This window comes from Streptomyces sp. NRRL F-6492, assembly GCF_001280125.1.
Classification (GTDB): Bacteria; Actinomycetota; Actinomycetes; order Streptomycetales; family Streptomycetaceae; genus Streptomyces.
On the sequence record NZ_LGEG01000255.1, the window covers coordinates 100,347 to 118,309 of the forward strand.

Consider the following 17,963-nt stretch of genomic DNA (forward strand, 5'->3'; position numbering starts at 1 on the left):
TTTTCGCTGGCATATTCGACCCGTCATGCCGAACACCAGACGCGCCTGCCTGCTGGCCGCCCTCCTCTCCGCCGCCGCCGTCTGCGGCGGGGACGCCGTCGCCCGGGTCTTCCCCTTCGGGCCGCGCCACCGGGCCGTCAACGACCTCGCCAACCAGTTCACGCCGTTCCACGCGCACCTGTGGGACCTGCTGCGGGGCCGGGCGGACGGCGGTCTCCTCCTCGACTGGCGGGCGGGCTGGGGGACGGCCTTCCTGCCCGACTACGGCACCTACCTGTCGAGCCCGTTCGCCCCGCTGGTGGCGCTCTTCCCGCGCGGGGACGTCGAGTACGCGGTGTACGCGATCACCGTCCTGAAGACGGCGGTCGCGGCGGCCGCGATGACGTTCCTGCTGCGCCGCCTCGGTCCGGGGGCGTGGTGGTGGGCGGCCGTGCTCGGCGCCTCGTACGCGCTGTGCGGCTGGTCGCTCGCGGAGGGCACGTACAACCCGATGTGGCTGGACGGCCTGATCGCCCTCCCGCTGCTCTGCCTGGTGGGCGAGTGGGTGCGGGAGGGGCGCCGGCCGCTGCTCGGCCCGCTGGTGGTGGCGGTCTGCTGGACCGCGAACTTCTACACGGCGTACATGGCGACGCTGGGCGCCGCCCTGGTCCTGCTGGTCCGGCTCGCGGCGACGGGCTCCTTCCGGGGGCGGACGCTCGCGCGGGCGGCGGTGACGACCGGGATCGGGGTGGGTCTGGCGGCCCCGCTCCTCCTCCCGGTCCTGCTCGGCTCCCGGCACGCCCACCCGGGCCTGGTGCGGGAGTTCGCCCCGGTGGCCGGGACGGACTTCCTCGCCCGGCTGCTCCCGGTGACGTACGGCTTCGCGACCCCGGCGGCCTTCGTCTGCACGGCGGTCCTCCTGCTCGCGGGGGCGCTGCCGTTCCGCCGGGACGTGCCGGGCCGGGAGCGGTGGCTGTGGCCGGGCCTGTGCGCGGCGGTGGCGGCGTCGATGCAGTGGGGCCCGACGCACCTGCTCTGGCACGCCTTCGCGACGCCGAACGGCAGCCCGTACCGGCAGACGTTCGTCCTCTCCGGGGTCCTGGTCCTGACCGCCTGGACGACCCTGACGCACGGGCGGCCCGGCCGCCGGGCGGTGGCGGGCGGCTCGGCGGTCGTCCTGGCCCTGGCGCTCGCGGCGCTGCCGAGCCCGGTCCTCACCTCCTGGGCGCTCGTCCTCGCGGGCGCGGGCCTCGCGGCCGTGGCGGCGGCGCTGCTCCTCCCCCGCCGGGGCCGGTACGGCGTGCTCGCCGCGCTCCTGGTGGCGGGCACGCTGCTCGGGCAGGCGTCGGCGACGACGGCGTACGCGGACCGGGAGCGGCTCGCGCGGCTCGACGACTACCCGCCGCTCGGCGCGGAGCAGGAGCGGCGGGCGGCGGCCATGGCGGCGGCGGACGGCTGGCCCGCGTACCGCACGGACCCGGGCCTGCCCCGGGTCGCGGGCAACGACCCGCTGCTCCTGGGCGGCCAGGGCGCCGCGTACTACAGCAGCCACACCCCGGCGGTCCTCACGGCCACGCTGACCGCGCTCGGCGGCGGCTGGACCTCGCGGGGCCGGAACCTGCTCGGCCCGGACAACCCGGTGACGGACGCGCTGTCCGGGGTGGGGGCCCGCTGGCGGGACGGCGCGGTGGTCCGTACGGACGTGTTCCTGCCGCTGGTGACGGTGCGGCCGCCGGGCCCGCCCCCGGCCTACGGCCCCTCGCCCTTCCGCAACCAGGAACTCCTGCTCGGCTCCCGGGTGTACGAGGCTCCGCACGCGGGCGCGTGCCGGGTCGGCACGGAGGTCTTCCTCTGGGCCCCGGACGCCACGGGCCCGGCCCGCCTGGGCGACCGCGAGGTCCGCCTCCTGGGCGGCCGTCCGAAGCGGCAGGCGGCGATGGTGTCCCTGGGCCTCCAGCGGACCCCCGGCCTGCGGCCGGTCCTCCCGGGCCCCGGCGAGCTCGGCTGTCTGGACCACGCCCGTCTGCGCGCGGCGGTCACGGCGCTGCGCGCCCGCGCGGCGACCTCGGTCGAGGTCACCCCGTCCGGCGTGCGGGCCGTCCTCCCGCCGGGCGGCGGCACGGCGGTCGTGGCGGTCCCGCGCACGGCGGGCTGGCGCTGCGAGGGCGCCGGAGCGCGCGCGTACGGCGGCTTCCTCGCGGTCCCCCTCGGGGCCGGCCGCACGGAACTCGCCTGCTCCTTCCGCCCGCCGGGGCTGCGGGCGGGGCTCGCGGCGGGGGCGGTGGCGGGGCTGGCGCTGCTGTTCCGCGTCAGACCCGGGTCCTTCCTCCGGCGCCGGAGGACATCGGCAGGTTGAGCCGCCCCGGCCGTCCCGGCCGCTCCGGCCGCGCCCGCCGGTTCCAGCGCCGGACCAGGACGGCGCCCAGGGCGGCGCCGGAGGTGTTGAGGAGGACGTCGTCGACGGAGGTGACGCGGCCCAGGGCGAGCGCGTACTGCGCCACCTCGACGGTGAGGGAGAGCGCCGCCCCGGTGAGGGCGGTCTTGAGCACGCGGCGGCGGCCCGGCCAGACGAACGCGGCGGCCGCGCCGAACGGGACGAGCAGGAGGACGTTGCCGACGAGGTTGACGGCCCGCACGTCCGAGAGGTCCACGTCGGCGTGGGCCGACGCGTCCAGGATCTCCCGGAACGGGACCGCCGAGATCCTGCCCTCCGTCCCGTACCCGTGCGAGAGCGTGACGAGCAGGAACGGCACGAGGGCGAGGAGCGCCACGGCGGCGAAGACCGCCCTGCTCCTCCCCCGGCCGGCGTACGGCGGGTGTTCCGCCTCCCGCCGCGCCCGCCGGGCGCCGATCACGACGGCGATCACCGTCAGACAGACGGAGAGGAGGATCTCGCCTCCGTGCATTCCCACCACAGCCCTCCCGGAACGTTCTCCTCCGGCGGCTACCCGGACGTCCGGCTCCCAAGCCCCCGCCGGGACGCGTCGGACCGGACCGGGTCCGACGGGGGTACGTCCGGTCGGGGCGCATCCGGTCGGGGCGCATCCGGTCGGGGCGCATCCGGTCGGGGCGCGTCTGGCCGGGGCGCGTCCGGTCGGGGTACGTCCGGTCGGGGCGCATCCGGTCGGGCCGTCCGCAGCTCCCAGCGGACCTCGCCGTCCTCGACCCGGTCGGTGGGGGCGAGTCCGGCCGCGCGGGCGACGGCGGCGGAGGCCGCGTGGCCGGGGTGGACGTGGGCGACGACGGTCCGCGCGCCCCGGGCCGTGAGCAGGGCGACCAGGGCCCCGGCCGCCTCGCGGGCGATGCCCCGCCCCTGCCAGGCCGTGCCGACGACCCAGGCCACCTCGGCGGTCCGGCCGCCGTCGGTGACGGTCGCCTGCACGGTGCCGGCGAGCCGGTCCTCGGCGCGGAGCCGTACGACCCAGTTGTGCCAGGTCACGGCCGGGTCCGGTGACCCAACGGTCAACCGCTCGTAGCGCGCCCGCAGTTCGGGCGGGCTCAGCGGGGCGCCCCCGATGAAGGCGTGCAGGGCGGGATCGGCCAGGACCTCCGCCATCTCCCCGGCGTGCGCGACGGCGAGCGGGACGAGGTCGAGTCGTGCGGTCCGTACGGTGCCGGGCCCCGGGGTCGGTTCGCTCATCGGGGGATCGTCGCACGAGGACCGTTGATCGAACCCCCTCCTCCGGAGTATCTTGCATTACATGGTTCCTGGCGAAGCAAGGTCAGAGGCGGCCGGCAAGGTCGCCGTACAGCTGCGCAAGGGCGTCCTGGAGTACTGCGTCCTGGCGCTCCTCCGGGGCGGCCCCCGCTACGGCGTCGAGATCCTCGACGAACTGGCCGCCGTCAGCGTCATGACCACCAGCCAGGGCACGATCTACCCCCTGCTGTCCCGGCTCCGCCGCGACGGTCTCGTCGACACCGAACTGCGCGAGTCGGCCACCGGGCCCGCCCGCCGCTACTACACGCTCACCTCGTCCGGCCGGGCCGCGCTCGCCGAGTTCACCGAGGACTGGCCGCGCTTCCGCGACGGCGTCGACCACTTCCTGACCGCATCTCCCGGAGGTTCCGCATGACCCGCACCGCGCACCCCCTCGTGACCGACTACCTGGCCACGGTCGAGCGGGAGGCGTCCTTCCTGCCGGCCGGGCGCCGCGAGGAGCTCGTCGCGGACCTGCGCGAACACCTCGACGTCGCCGTCGGCGAGGAGCGGGCCCCGGAGACGGTCCGCGCCGCCCTCGAACGGCTCGGCAGCCCCGCCGCGATCGTCGCCGCCGCCCGCGCGGAGGAGCCCGAGGCCGCCGTCGCCGCGCCCCGGCCCGAGGGCACGGCCAAGAGCCGTACGACCCACACGGCCGTCGTCCTCGGCGTCACCGGCGTCGCCGGGTACGCCCACCCCTTCCTCGGCATGGTCGCGCTGATCGCGGGCCTGGTCATGCTGTGGACGTCCGACGCGTGGGAGCGGGGCACCAAGGTCTTCGCGACCGTCCTCACCTCCCTCACCCCCCTCACGCTCGTCTTCGGCGTCGTGCTCGGCGGGGCGGGACGCATCGGCGTGATCGAGCTGCTCGTCCTCCTCGCGGCCGGGACCGTCCTCCCCGTCACGGCGGCGATCCGCCTGATCCGCGCGGCCCGCCGGACCGCCCGCGCGTGAGGCACCCCCCGGCCGACCAAGATCGACACGGGTGCAGAATGACCCGTATGCCCCTGACGAACGCACCGAAGACGGCCGTAATCGAGGACGCACCGGCGGTCAGCCGCACGCTGGCCTCCGCCTTCGGCGACGACCCGATGATGCGCTGGTTCTTCCCCGACGACACCACCCGCGAGGCGGCCCTCGGCCGCTACTTCTCCACCCTCTTCACCCGCCAGTACGGCCTCCACGGCGTGTGCGAGCGGACCGACGCGGCGGCGGCCTTCTGGGTGTCGCCCGAGGGCGCCGACAAGGCCGTCCCCGACGCGGAGACCGTCCGGGAGCTCCAGGAGATCCTGGGCGACCGGGCCGGGGCCTTCCGCGACGCGGTCACGGCCGCCGCCGGGCACGGCCCGGCCGAACCCCACTGGTACCTCGCCGTCGTCGGCGCCGACCCCGCCGCCCGGGGCCGGGGCCACGGCTCCGCCCTGCTCCGCTCGGGCCTCGCCAAGGCCGACGCGGCGGGCCTGCCGGTGTACCTGGAGTCCTCCAAGCCGGACAACCTCCCGGTGTACGAGCACTTCGGCTTCGTCGTCCGCGACGAGTTCCGCCTGCCGGGCGGCGGCCCGGTCCTGTGGGCGATGCGGCGCGCGCCGCGGGCCTGATCCTTCGCGACACCCGCTTCCTGTGGCCTTCGTACCGGAGCGCCGATTCCGCACTCCGGCACGAAGGCCGTCTCAGCCCCCGGCAACGCCCCTAGAAGAGCAGGTCGTAGGTGTTCCAGCCGCCGCCGATGCGCGTGCGGGCCGCGAAGGGGACGGTGGGCTTGCCGGTGCCCCTGTACAACCACAGGACCCCGGTCCTGTCGCGGGCGACGGCGTCGGCCCGCCCGTCGTCGGTGAGGTCTCCGGTCACGACGAGTTGGTCGTATCCCTGCCAGCCCCCGCCGACCCGGACGCGAGCCGCGTACGGGGCGGTGGCCTTGCCCGTGCCCTCGTACAGCCACAGACCCCCGGACGTGTCACGGGCCAGCAGGTCCGCCCGCCCGTCGCCGCTCAGGTCCGCGCCGCCGGCCAGCCGGTCGTAGCCCTGCCAGCCCCCGCCCACGCGCACGCGTGCCTTGAAGCGGTTGCCGTCGGTGAGCCTGCCGGTACCCCCGTAGAACCACAGGACGCCGGACCTGTCACGGGCCACGAGGTCCACGAGCCTGTCACCGTCGAGGTCTCCGGCCCCGGTGACCCTGTCATAGGCGTTCCAGCCGGAGCCGACGCGGACGCGGGGTGCGTGCGGCTTGCCGTCGACGAACTGGCGGTCGTAGTACCAGAGGGTTCCCGACGCGTCACGGGCGACCAGGTCGCCCAGGCCCCGGGTGGCGGCGGACGGACGGACGGCGTCCCGGGAGAAGGGCCCCTGCGCGTAGGGGGAGAGGGAGCTGATCGCGTTGTAGGTCTGCCAGCCCGAGCCCGTTTCGTCGCGCGGGGAGAGGGGGGCGGTGGCGGCGCGGGTGCCGTCGTACTCCCACAGCCTGCCGGTGGTGTCGCGGGCGTGCAGACCGTGCCACGGCTGGACGGTACGGCCTCGGGCGAGGAAGGGAGCGCTGATCCGCTTGACGTCGGACTCGTCCCAGACGCCCAGGTCGTAGATGTCGTAGCGGGTGTGGGCCTGGAGCTTCTGGGCGTACTGCCCCGGACCGGCGGTCAGCTCGTACCCGATGACGTGGTCTCCGGGTTCGAGCGCGCAGGCGACGTTGGGAAGGTCGTCGGGCAGGGTCGCGTAGCGAATCTCGCAGGTGGCGCCGGAGCCGGTGGTGACACGGCCGATGCGGAGGGGCGGCGCGTCACGGGTCAGCTGGTTCTCGGCGCGGGCGAAGCGGAGGGTCAGCCTCCCGGTGTCGTTGGCGTGGACGCGGAGCTGCTGGCGGACCGTGCCGCCGTCCGGAACGGCCGGGAGGTCGAAGCCGACCGTGTTCAGCAGCGCGTGCGCGCGGGACTTGACGGTGACCTTGCCGGTGCCGTGCCGCCCGTCCGCCGGGAGGGCGCCCGCGCCGCGGGCCTCCTTCACGGCCGCGGCGAGGTCACCACCGGTCGGCATGTGGGCGAAACCCCAGTAGAGGGTCGCGTCCCCGGCACCCCGGGGAACGAGAACGTCGGGCTTCTGGTACGTCGGCCCGTCGCAGACGAAGACGCCCGTGTAACCCGCGGGCTGCGCACACTCGTTGCCCCTCAGCGCGTATCCCTCGGGGAGGCCCGCGCCCGCGCCGGCGGGATCGGCCATCGGCTGCGTGCCGACGGCGACGACCACCTTGCCGATGACGCTCCCGGATTCCACGGCGGGATAGAAGCGCGGCACGGATCCCGGCGCCGCCACCACGTCATAACCGGACAGCCGCAACTCGTCGGCGGCGGTCGCGGAGTGCGGGGCGAGGAGGGTCGCCGCGGTGAGGAGTCCGGTGGCCGCGCTGAGCATGGCCGTCCGGCGGGTTATGTGTCTCATACGTCCTTCACGAAAGGTGTGGTCATGCCGGTGCGTCGGGGTGCCCTGGCAAGGTCGGGCGGTGGCGGAGCGGGAGACGGACCGGCTTGCCGTACTTCCTGAGAGGTACGGCAAGCCGGCCGTCCGACGAATGGATCAGGGCCGACTAGAAGATGCCGGTGATCGCAGTGGCCCACCCGGCAGTACCCGAGAGACGGGGTGACCCGTGACCGGTGGGCGTACCGGGGTAAGTGAGGAGGCATCCAGTGGGGCAGAGCGTACTCGTCCAGCTTCCCGCCGAATCAACGTACTGAACCGGGGTGTTCGGGTCGGCGGGCGTGGTGGCCCAGAAGTCGCCTTGTTCCTGGCCGGCGGTAGATATGAACCGCTTGAAGTCATAGGTCTTGGCCTCATTGCCGGGGCCAGGCGGAGCGTCGGGGGAAGGTCCAACGGTGACCGTGGCGTCCGCAAGGGCACCCTGCATGTTGCCGGGGGAAGTCAGGAAGGGCCGCTGGGTCCATCCAGCGGTGCCGTAGACACTGCGCTGAAGGAGTTTGTAGTCACTGCCCGGGCACTTAGACGCGTCGTTGAGGCAGCCGGGGTAGAGGTAGAGCTTGCCGTCGCCGGGATCGCGGGTGACAAGGTCTGCGTAGGAGTCACCGTTGACGTCGTCGACGGCGAGGTTGGTGAGGTCGCGCCAGCCACCGGTACCCAGGACGACCGGGTTACCCCAGTCGAAGGGCTGTGCCTGGTTCTGGCCACCGCCGCCGACGGCGATGCCGCTGTAGAGGATGAGCCGAGCGTTGCCGCAGTTCTTGCTCGCGTCGTAGATGCATTCGACGGTGATGAGGTCATTGCCCTGATTGCCGTCGATGTCGCCGGGGAGAAGCATCTGGCGCAGACCGCTCCAGTTCGATCCCCGGGAAGGATGGGCGAGTTCCTTGCGGGTGTAGTACCAGGGGGATCCCACTCCATTGCCGGGGTAGACATAGAGCTTGTTGTCGGACAGGCGGACGAGGAAGTCCTCGTAGCCGTCGGGCGTCGAGTCTTTGGACGACATGCCCTTCAAATCGCCGCGGTGGGCGATGAGCGCTCCGCTCCAACCGCCGCTGCCGGCATTCTGGCGGGTCCCCATGGAACCGAGAGTGCCGTTACCGGGGTAGAACCAGAGCTTTCCGTCGGGATCGGTGGCAACGAAGTCTGCGAAACCGTCACCGCTGAGGTCCCCAGGCCGATCGTGCTTGCTGCTGCCGATAGAGGGGTCGGAATTTTCCTTTTCATATACGAATGTCGGTGACGTTGTGGTGAGGTGAACCTGGTCATCGCCTCCTGCGAGCATGGAGCGGTTGCCGAACTTGTCATAGGCGACGACGTTCAGCTTGGCGACGGGGTGGGCGAAGGGCGTGATGGTCACGGTCGCGGTGTGGTTGGCATCCGTGCCGGCGTCGACCCAGGTGCCGTTGGGGCAGCGGGGGGTCGTCGCAGAGGACAGAGGGCGGTCCATGGCCCAGCAGTAGCCGTCGACGTCGCTGACGGTGTTGGTGAACTTGAACTGGCGAGGCACCCGGGCCGCGTAGCTGTCAGTGGCCTGGCCAGCCTTCGTTCCGTCGGCGTCGAGAACGGTGACAGGCTTGTTGGGGCCTACCAGGTCGACGCTGAAGGAGCAGGATGCGGTGGCGGCACTGGTCGTGTTCTCGTTGTCCTTGGCGTAGACGCTCCAGGTGTAGGTGCCGTTGCCCAACTTCGTATAGGGCACCAGCACACTGGTTTCGCCTGAACCGCTCACGCTGTCGGAGTTGGGCGCGAAGGAGACGGCGGTGCCGCTGGAGTTCTTGACCGTGAAGTGGGCCGTAACCTTCCCACCGTCCTCGTCCTTGATCTTCGCGTTCAGGGTGATGCCGCTGTTGCCGATGCGTCCACCGCAGCCGACCGGAACATTGCCGTCGCCGGACTCTACGTAGTAGCCCTCGTAGGCGGACTTGCCGGTGACGACGGGCTTGTAGTTGTAGTCGACCTCGAGAACGGGGTTGTTGCGAAACCGCTTGTAGGCGTTGGTGTTGCCCGCATAGTTGCTCGGGGCCTTCATCCCGAGGAAAAGGGTGCCCAGTTCGCTGTTGGCGGCCTGCTGGACGTAGGCCGTCAGTGCGGCGCTGGCGAAGTCGTGTCCCTTGTCGCCGGGGCAGTACTGGTCGTTTCCGCCGAAGAACGAACCGGAGGCAAGCTTGCTGCCCCAAGGCTGACTGTTCCAGGTGGGGGTGGTGGCGATGCTGCCCGTCGACCACAGTTCGGTCGGGCCGACCGAGGAGTCGCAGACGTAGGAGTGGGTCTGGATGACGGCGAACTTGGCGTCACTGATGGTCGCGTTCTCCAGGCCGTTGGTGTTCATGGCGAAGAACGAGGCGGTGTCACCGGTCCCGTTGTACCCGACCCGGGGCTCGTCGGCGGGGTTGGAGGAGTTCCATCCCGAACCGTTGGGGTAGGTGGCGTTGGGCGTGGCCGAGTAGACCACCGCCCACTTCTCGCGGTTCCCGTCCTCGAAGACCGGGTCAATGACCAGCGGGAACTGGTCGGCCGAGGCCAGAAGGCCCGAGTCCGGTACGAGCGTGAGCGAGTTTCCGCTGATATCCACGGCCACGGGCGCACTGTCGGGTTGCGCGGACCCGGCGGCAGCGGAGCGCGCGGCCGTCTTCGAGGCGACGACGGTCTGCTGCTCTTCGGCCGGGAGGGCGGGCTGCTCCCACATCTTCGGGACGGGAGCGCTGAAGACCGTTTCGCCTTTCTCGTCCTTGGCCAGCAGCCGGTTGTCGGAGGTCTCGCTCAGGGTGACGCCGTCGGTTTCCAGCCCAAGCTCGATGCTGCGCAGGGCGGGATTGGCCGCCGCCTCGGGCGTGTGTATGACCAGATGTTGCGCGAAGCCGTTGACCTCAGCGATGAGCTTGAGGTCGACGCCAGGCAGGACCGACGGGTACGTGGCGCTGTCGCCGTCCAGGACCGGCTCGGGAAGCGCGGCGGGCCAGGTGAGGGCCAGCTTTTTGCCCTCCTTGACCATCGTGGCCAGCGGCTGGTTGCCACCGCCGGAGAAGGTGATCGGGAAGGTGGGCGCTGTCGGTCCGACCGAGCCGTCCGGCTGCCGTATGAGCGATGGATCAGTCTGGCGCCACATGCCGTCGTATCGCGTCCACTTCGGGATGCCGTAAGAGCGGCGGGTGGTGGAACCGTCGGAGTTGGCGAAGAACTCGGTGTTCTCCTGCCGGCGGTCGAGAATCTCGACCTGCTTGCCCGTCCTGGCAGCCTCGCCGAACGCGGCCTCCTCGAAAAGCGCAGATGGCGTCCGCGACGCGTCCGTCTTCTCCGCTACTGCGGGCAAGGCCGAGGGCGAGGCCACGGGCAGAGTGGTCCGGGCGACGGCTGCGGAGACCGGCAGGGCCACGGTCGCGGCCATCGCCAGAGCCATCGCTCTGCTGCCACGTCTGAGTCTGGTGGTGCGCATGTACTGGTGCCTTCCGGAGTGCATGGCTTTTCACAAGGGGCGAGAAAGACTCTCTGTTTCTCTTTGGCGGGGACTCTAACCCGAAGAGTGGACATCCCTGCATGACAGATCCCAACTCACTCTCGGCAGCACACAGAAGACTCCCCCGGCAGAAAAAATGGAATCCGCAGGTCCGCATGCGAAACAACGCGAAGATGCGGCTTTTATACATCCATGACCCATAAACGCGCTGGTCAGATGATTGAGTCGCCTTGGTGAGCGTCACACCCAGAAGCAGGTTCCCCAACCTGACAAACTTGACCACCCTTCTCCCGATCATGCTTGTCGGCCACCCGCGGGAAGTGTTTGATTCGCGTGATCATCAAAATTTCACGCAAGACCTGGGTGGGGATCTCAATGTTGTTTCGCAATAGCTTCGCCATGCCCTTTTACAGGCGCAGGAAAAAGAAACTGACGAAGTCTGCGCGAACCGGAATCATCGGCGCCCTTTCGGCGGCGCTGAGCGTTTCCCTGCTCACCGCGCCCACATGGACCGCCGCCGCCGAGACCCCAGGCCCTCCGTCCGTGCCCCGGACCAAGTCCGTCGCGGGTACCGACTTCATACCCAAGGGCCTGAAACGAAGACCACAGCCGTCTCCCTCGTGGAAGGCTCCAGCTGTCGCCTGGCCCGCACCCGCAACCGAGGAACTCGTACTCCGCCCTGCGGCGGCGGAAGCCGTTGCGGTGGGCGGGCTGCTCGTCCGCCTCACAGCCTCTTCCCCTCGCACCGCACAGAAGACCGCCGGCGCACCTGCCCGCGTAGAGGTCGCGGTGAAGGACCGCGCCGCCGCCCGCGCCGCCGGTGTCGAGGGCCTCCTGATGACCCTGCGCCCGACCGCCACTGCCGTGTCTGCCGACAGGCCGGTCGAGGTGGAAGTCGACTACAGCTCCATTCGCGGCGCCTACGCGGCCGGCTGGTCCTCGCGCCTGCGCCTGGTGACCCTGCCCGCCTGCGCGCTGACTACGCCGGAGAAGGCCGAGTGCCGCCGGCAGACCCCACTGGCCACAGAGAACGACACCACCACTCACACCCTCACCGCCAGCCTCACCGCTCCTGTCCCGGTCTCCCCGGTGAAGCCCATCGGCACCCCGTCGAAGGCGGCGGCCTCGGTCTCTTCCGTTCCTGCTGCGGCTTCGGCCGGAGCGACCGTGCTGGCGGCCACCGCCGGTACGAGCGGCAGTGAGGGGTCGTTCGAGGCGAGCTCGCTCGGCTTGTCCGGGTCCTGGTCGGCGGGTGGGAACTCAGGTGGTTTCGGCTGGAACGTACCCATCGATGTCCCCGCTGTGCCCGGTGGCCTTGCGCCGAAGGTCGCCCTCTCCTACAACTCCTCTTCGGTCGACGGCCGTACCGCCTCGACGAACAACCAGTCCTCCTGGATCGGTGAGGGTTGGGAGTACTCGCCCGGCTTCATCGAGCGCCGGTACGCCTCCTGCGAGAACGACAAGCAGGGCGGCAACAACACCGCCAAGACCGGCGACCTGTGCTGGAAGTCGGAGAACGCCACCCTCTCACTGAACGGCTCCTCCAACGAGCTCGTCTGGGATTCCGCGCAAAAGACCTGGAAGCTGGCGAGCGACGACGGCTCCCGCATCGAGCGGATCTACGACACCGAGCCGAACAACTCCGGTGACGAGGACTCCGAGTACTGGAAGGTGACCTCCCTCGACGGCACTCAGTACTGGTTCGGCAAGAACCACCTTCCGGGCTGGTCGACCGGCAAGGAGGAGACGAACTCCGTCTTCTCCACGCCCGTCTACGGAAACCACACCGGTGAGCCGGGTCACGCCACTGACTTCGCCTCCTCCGCCAAGCAGCAGGGCTGGCGCTGGAACCTCGACTACGTCGTCGACCCCCACGGCAACGCCATGGCCCTCTACTACACCAAGGAACAGGGCTACTACGCACAGAACAACAAGACCGACGCTCCCAAGCCCTACACCCGCGGCGGATATCTCAACCGCATCGACTACGGTTTGCGCGCAGGCGCCGCCCACACCACCGCCACCCCGGCCGGTCGTGTCACCTTCACCACCGCCAACCGGTGCACCGCGACCGACTGCGCCTTCACCGAAACCAACGCAGAGAACTGGCCCGACGCCCCCGTCGACCTGAACTGCTCCTCCAGCGGCAAATGTCTCCAAGGCTCACCGTCGTTCTGGTCCAAGCAGCGCCTGACCGGCATCAACACCCTCTCCCTGGTCGACACCAGCATGGTGGAAGTCGACACCTGGTCTCTCAGCCAGTCCTTCCCGTCGACCGGCGACACATCGACCCCCTCGATGTGGCTCGACTCCATCCAGCGCACCGCCAAGGCCGGACCGGCCACGGACATCAAGCTGAACGAGGTCTTCTTCGAGGGCGAACTCATGCCCAACCGGGTCGACGCCGCCGAAGGCCGGCCCGCGCTCAACCGCAAGCGCATCACGAAGATCACCAACGAGACCGGCGGCCAGACCCTCGTCACCTACAGCAACAGGGAATGCACCCCGGCGAACCTTCCCGCAGCGGACGGCAACAACAAGCGGTGCTACCCGTCCTGGTGGACCCCGGACGGCGCCGTAGACCCGGTCAAGGACTGGTTCCACAAGTACCTCGTCACCCGCATCGACGAGAACGACACCACGGGCGGAAGCGGCTCCGAGACCAAGGTCACCTCCTACACCTACTCCAGCGGTCCGCACTGGCGCCGTGACACCGGCGAGTTCACCCTCGACAAGCACCGCACCTGGAACGTCTTCCGCGGTTACGCCACCGTCCACACCTACAACGGCGGCGATACCAGCCGGGTCAAGACCGTCAACACCTACTACCTGGGCATGGCCGGCGACACCCTGGCGGACGGCAGTGCCCGCGCTGTCACCAGCATCAACGGCATCGTCGACCGCGAGGACTTCGCCGGCCGCGTCGCCACCTCCGACGTCTACGACGCCGAGGTCGCCAACGGAAAAATCGTCGCCAAGACCACGTACGTCCCCTGGCAGTCCGCGGCTACGGCCACCCAGAGCGTCAAAGGCATCACCGATCCGGACAAGCCAGGCACACCAGCACCGACTCTTCCGGCGAAGACGGCGCGACTGTCCGGCACCGAAGTCCAGAAAAGCGCCACTCTCCTCGACAACGGCAGTAGCTGGCGCACCCTCACCATCACTCGCACGTACGACACCACCTACGGTCTCCTCACCAAGGAGACCGACGACGGTGCCGGCACCGTCGAAGCACGCTGCACCCTCACCGACTACGTCAGCCCCGACACCACCGACTGGCTGATCTCCTACCCCAGCGAGATCACCACCACCGACAACGCCGCCTGCCTAGCCCGGCCCGGCGAAGTCACCAGTCGCGCCCGTACCTACTACGACGGAAAGGCCCTCGACGCCGCTCCGAACGCGGGCAAGGCCAACGTCACCAAGGCCGAACAACTCGCGCGCTACGAGAGCGACAGCACTCAAGCGTGGGAGACCATCTCCGAGGCCACTTACGACCAGTACGGACGCGTTCTCGTCGCGAAGGGTCAGGACGGCCAGCCCGTCACCACCGCATACACGCCAGCCTCCGGCGCCCAGCCGACCACGGTGAAGGTCACCAACGCCAAGGGACACGACAGCTCCACGACGTTCGACGGCATCCGCGGCCTCGTCCTCACCACCACCGACGTGAACGGTCGTACCGCCACCAGCGAGTACGACGCGCTGGGTCGCGTCACCAAGGCGTGGAGCACCGGCCGGGCAAAGACACTCCAGCCCAACGCCACCTTCACCTACAACCTCTCGGCCACCGTCCCCTCCACCGTCATCACCAAGAAGCTCCACGAAGACGGTCTGTGGGGCACCAGCGTGTCCTTCTACGACTCCCTCCTGCGCGCGCGTCAGACCCAGTCCGACGCCATCGGTGTGACAGGCCGCGTCGTCACCGACACCTTCTACGACACGCACGGCCGCGCCTACCTCACCAATGCGCCCTACTACAACAGCAGTGCCCTGTCAACGACCGCGATGTTCGTCGTCACTCCGAACCAGGTACCGCAAGCGCTTCAGACGACGTACGACGGCCGTGGCCGCGTCAGGGAGAGCATCCAGCTCTCCCTGAACGCCCCGCAGTGGAAGACCACCCACACGTACGGCGACTACTGGACAGCCGCGGTGCCGCCCGCCGGTGGCACCGCCACGCTCACCCTCACCGACGTTCGCGGTCGCACCGTCGAGGAACGCCAGTACAAGGACCGCACCCCCGTCCCGAGTGCGGCCTCCACTCAGTACGAGAAGACCACACGCACCTACAACGCCGCTGGCCTTCTCGCATCGCTCACCGACTCGTCCGGCCGCAACACCTGGCGCTACACCTATGACCTGCGCGGACGACAGCTGAGCACGACCGACCCCGACAAGGGTCAGACCACCACGCACTACAACGCCGACGGACGCGTCGACACCGTCACCGACACGCGCGGCACCCTGGCGACCACCTATGACGAACTGGGTCGCAAGACCACCCTGCGTTCGGGATCGGTGATGGGCACCAAGCTGGCGGAGTGGACCTACGACACCGCCACCGGCGGCAAGGGGCTGCCCCACAAGTCCACCCGGTACGACACCGGCAATGCCAACGCCGCCTACACCACCGAGGTCACCGGCTACGGCACCGCGGGACAGCCCACCGGCACCAAGGTGACCGTCCCGAGTGTCACCGGTGAAGAACTGCTCGCCGGCACCTACACCGTGGCCACCACGGCCACGCCGGTCAGCAGCCTGCCCAAGACGGCCGCCTACAGCACCACCAATACCAACGCCACCACCGCCCTGCCCGCCGAGACGGTCACCAGCCACTACGGCTCGAACGACACACTGGCCATTGTCGACAGCTCGCTCAACCACGCCTACCTGCGCGGCGTCGGGTACACCCCCTTCGGTGAACTGGCCCAGGCCCAGCTCGGCAACCTCGGCAAGCTGGTGACCCAGACCCTCACCTACGAGACCTCCACCCGCCGCCTGGTAAAGAACCAGATCAACCGCGAGGCGACCGGCCCTGCCACCCTGTCCAACATCACCTACGGCTACGACCCGGCCGGCAACATCACCTCCCTCCGGGACGCCCAGAACGACGGCACCGTCACCGACGACCAGTGCTTCACCTACGACTGGGCACGCCGCCTCACCGACGCCTGGTCCTCCGGAGACGCCTGCGCCACCAAGTCCGTCAACGGCGTGGGGAGCCCCAACCTGGGCACGGTCGACCCGTACCGGACGTCTTGGACGTTCACCGACACCGGCCAGCGCAAGACCGAGACCCTCTACAAGGCCGGTCCGATCACCGCGGACACCACCCGCACGTACGCCTATCCCACCGCCGCAGGTGCGGCACAGGCGCACGCCGTCCGCTCAGTGACCGCCACCGGCGGTGTGACCGGAACGGACGCCTACACCTACGACGCAACCGGCAATCTCACCAAAAAGACTCCCGCCACCGGCCCGGTACAGGACCTGACCTGGAACGAGGAGAGCAAGCTCAAGACCTCGACCACCTCCGGTCAGACCACGTCGTTCCTCTACGACGCCGAAGGCACCCGCATCGTCAAACGGGAGCCGACCAAGACCACGCTCTACCTGCCCGGCGGCCAGGAACTCGAACTCACCCGCAAGGTCGGCACCACCCCCGCCGCCCTCACCAACGGCACGCGTTACTACAACGTCCCCGGCGGCTCCGCGATTCGGACCAGCAGGGACAACAGCGTCCGCATCCTGGTCTCCGACCACCAGAACACCAACACCCTGTCCATCTCCGCCAGCAGCCTCGCAGTCAATCGTCGCAAGGCCCTCCCCTACGGCGGACAGCGTGGAGCCGCCCCCTACTTCTGGCCCAGCAACAAGGGCTTCGTCGGCGGTGACATCGACACCACCACCAGCTTCGCCCATATCGGCGCCCGCGAGTACGACCCCAACCTCGGTCAGTTCATTAGCGTCGACCCCCTCCTCGAATTCGGCAAGCTTCAGACTCTCAGCGGGTACGCCTATGCCGCCAATAACCCCGTCACTTTCTCTGACCCCACGGGAACCTGCCTTGACGCCGGCAATGGCCACTGCGAGAACGACACTGCCTGGACTCCGAGCGATAACATAAAGCCGGATGGCGGACAGTCGGCGGCCCCACCTTCTAGTGGCGGCGGAACCAACGGCAACGGCAACGGCAACGGCAACGGCAACGGCAACGGCAACGGCAACGAGAATTCCGGTAACTGGCTCTCGAATTTCGGAAAATCTTTTCTTGACGAAGGAATAAAATTTGGCACCGGGATATGGAAATCGACGAGTACCGAATTCTCAAACATAGGAAACTGCATCACCTGGGACGGCACCTGCAAAGAAGCCCTGAGCGACCTAAACAATCGCGTTAATCCTTCCGCGGTTGCCACCGGAGCAGCCGAGGGTGCGCTCGCTAGAGGTAGTGAATATGTCGATGACTTCTCTAATGAGAAAAGCGCTCAAGGCACCGCCAAGATTGCGTTCGATGTGCTCCTCGCCGTGGCCGCAAAGAAGTTGATGCCTTGCCGTAATAGTTTTATCCCCGGAACGCTGGTAGTGGCATCCGATGGACGAGCTGTACCCATCCAGGATCTTGATGTTGGCGACAAGGTCCTTGCGACTGACCCCGAGAGCGGCGAAACGGTAGAGAAGGAAGTAACCGATACCATCATCGGATCTGGCGAGAAGAACCTCGTTAAGGTCACTATAGATACGGATGGGCGGTCCGGAGATGACGTGGCCTCCGTAACCGCAACCGACAACCACCCCTTCTGGGTACCCAGCCTTCACGCGTGGATTGATGCGACCGAACTAAGGCCCGGGCAATGGCTGCGAACCAGTGCGGGTACACATGTTCAGATCACTGCAGTTCAGCGCTGGACTCAACAAGCAGTGGTCCACAACCTCACTGTCGCTGACATCCACACGTACTATGTGCTGGCGGGGGCTACGCCGGTTCTCGTTCATAACTGTGGTGAGGCCGCAAAGGCTGCTTCTGATGGGCCGCAGAGTCTCTACCACTACACGAATGAAGCGGGGCATGACGGAATCATTTCGAGTGGCGAGATGTGGCCGTCCCTGAAGGCGAACAATCCGAAGGACGCTCGCTACGGAGATGGCCAGTACCTGACGGATATCCGGCCGGGGACGAAAACGCTTGGGCAGCTCTCGGCGGCCTTCTTGCGGGTCCCATGGGCCGGACGTAAGTTCACTCACTACATCAAAATCGACGTGAGAGGACTCGACGTGGTCGAAGGTAGGCCAGGGGTGTTCGTGATCCCAAACAGCGGGTCACTCGGTCTAACCGGTCGCATCATTGGCTCTGGAAGGAACTAG

At 69.1% G+C, this 17,963-nt stretch carries 8 protein-coding genes and 1 pseudogene; 5 read left to right on the top strand and 4 right to left on the bottom strand.

What is annotated here, in order from left to right:
• Positions 1-25 precede the first annotated feature (25 nt).
• A complete protein-coding gene (locus ADL08_RS29125; RefSeq protein WP_053648237.1) occupies positions 26-2,335 on the top strand; it encodes a YfhO family protein in 2,310 nt (769 codons plus the stop codon).
• On the opposite strand, the gene ADL08_RS29130 is transcribed toward ADL08_RS29125, so the two are convergent.
• Both ADL08_RS29130 and ADL08_RS29135 read right to left on the bottom strand, forming a co-directional pair.
• Positions 2,289-2,885 (bottom strand): VanZ family protein, encoded by a 597-nt coding sequence (locus ADL08_RS29130; RefSeq protein ID WP_053648239.1) that lies wholly within the window; start codon positions 2,883-2,885, stop codon positions 2,289-2,291. The genes ADL08_RS29125 and ADL08_RS29130 overlap by 47 nt on opposite strands.
• 230 nt (positions 2,886-3,115) lie before the next feature.
• Positions 3,116-3,619, bottom strand: a pseudogene (locus ADL08_RS29135) (GNAT family N-acetyltransferase); the annotation flags it as partial.
• Between the two features lie 61 nt (positions 3,620-3,680).
• Here ADL08_RS29135 and ADL08_RS29140 point away from each other — a divergent pair.
• From ADL08_RS29140 to ADL08_RS29150, 3 genes are read left to right on the top strand one after another with little or no spacing between them, the layout of a single operon-like run.
• Positions 3,681-4,052: a PadR family transcriptional regulator gene (locus ADL08_RS29140; RefSeq protein ID WP_053648242.1), complete on the top strand. Its 372-nt coding sequence runs from the start codon at positions 3,681-3,683 to the stop codon at positions 4,050-4,052.
• Positions 4,049-4,630 carry an HAAS signaling domain-containing protein gene (locus tag ADL08_RS29145; protein WP_053648243.1) on the top strand — a complete coding sequence of 194 codons (582 nt, stop codon included), beginning with the start codon at positions 4,049-4,051 and terminating at the stop codon, positions 4,628-4,630. Before ADL08_RS29140 ends, ADL08_RS29145 begins: the two co-directional genes overlap by 4 nt.
• Before the next feature lie 38 nt (positions 4,631-4,668).
• Positions 4,669-5,274, top strand: a complete 606-nt coding sequence (locus ADL08_RS29150) for a GNAT family N-acetyltransferase (protein ID WP_053648245.1) — start codon at positions 4,669-4,671, stop codon at positions 5,272-5,274.
• Positions 5,275-5,365: 91 nt separating this feature from the next.
• Here ADL08_RS29150 and ADL08_RS29155 read toward each other — a convergent pair whose 3' ends face one another.
• Positions 5,366-7,102 carry an FG-GAP repeat domain-containing protein gene (locus ADL08_RS29155; RefSeq protein ID WP_107092152.1) on the bottom strand — a complete coding sequence of 579 codons (1,737 nt, stop codon included), beginning with the start codon at positions 7,100-7,102 and terminating at the stop codon, positions 5,366-5,368.
• 145 nt (positions 7,103-7,247) lie between these two features.
• Positions 7,248-10,571, bottom strand: coding sequence for a hypothetical protein (locus ADL08_RS29160; protein ID WP_159043149.1), 3,324 nt, complete (start codon positions 10,569-10,571; stop codon positions 7,248-7,250).
• 354 nt (positions 10,572-10,925) lie between these two features.
• Between ADL08_RS29160 and ADL08_RS29165 the strand changes: the two genes are divergently transcribed.
• The gene (locus tag ADL08_RS29165) at positions 10,926-17,963 is read left to right on the top strand and encodes an HYD1 signature containing ADP-ribosyltransferase family protein (protein WP_159043148.1); all 7,038 of its coding nucleotides are present in this window, start codon (positions 10,926-10,928) and stop codon (positions 17,961-17,963) included.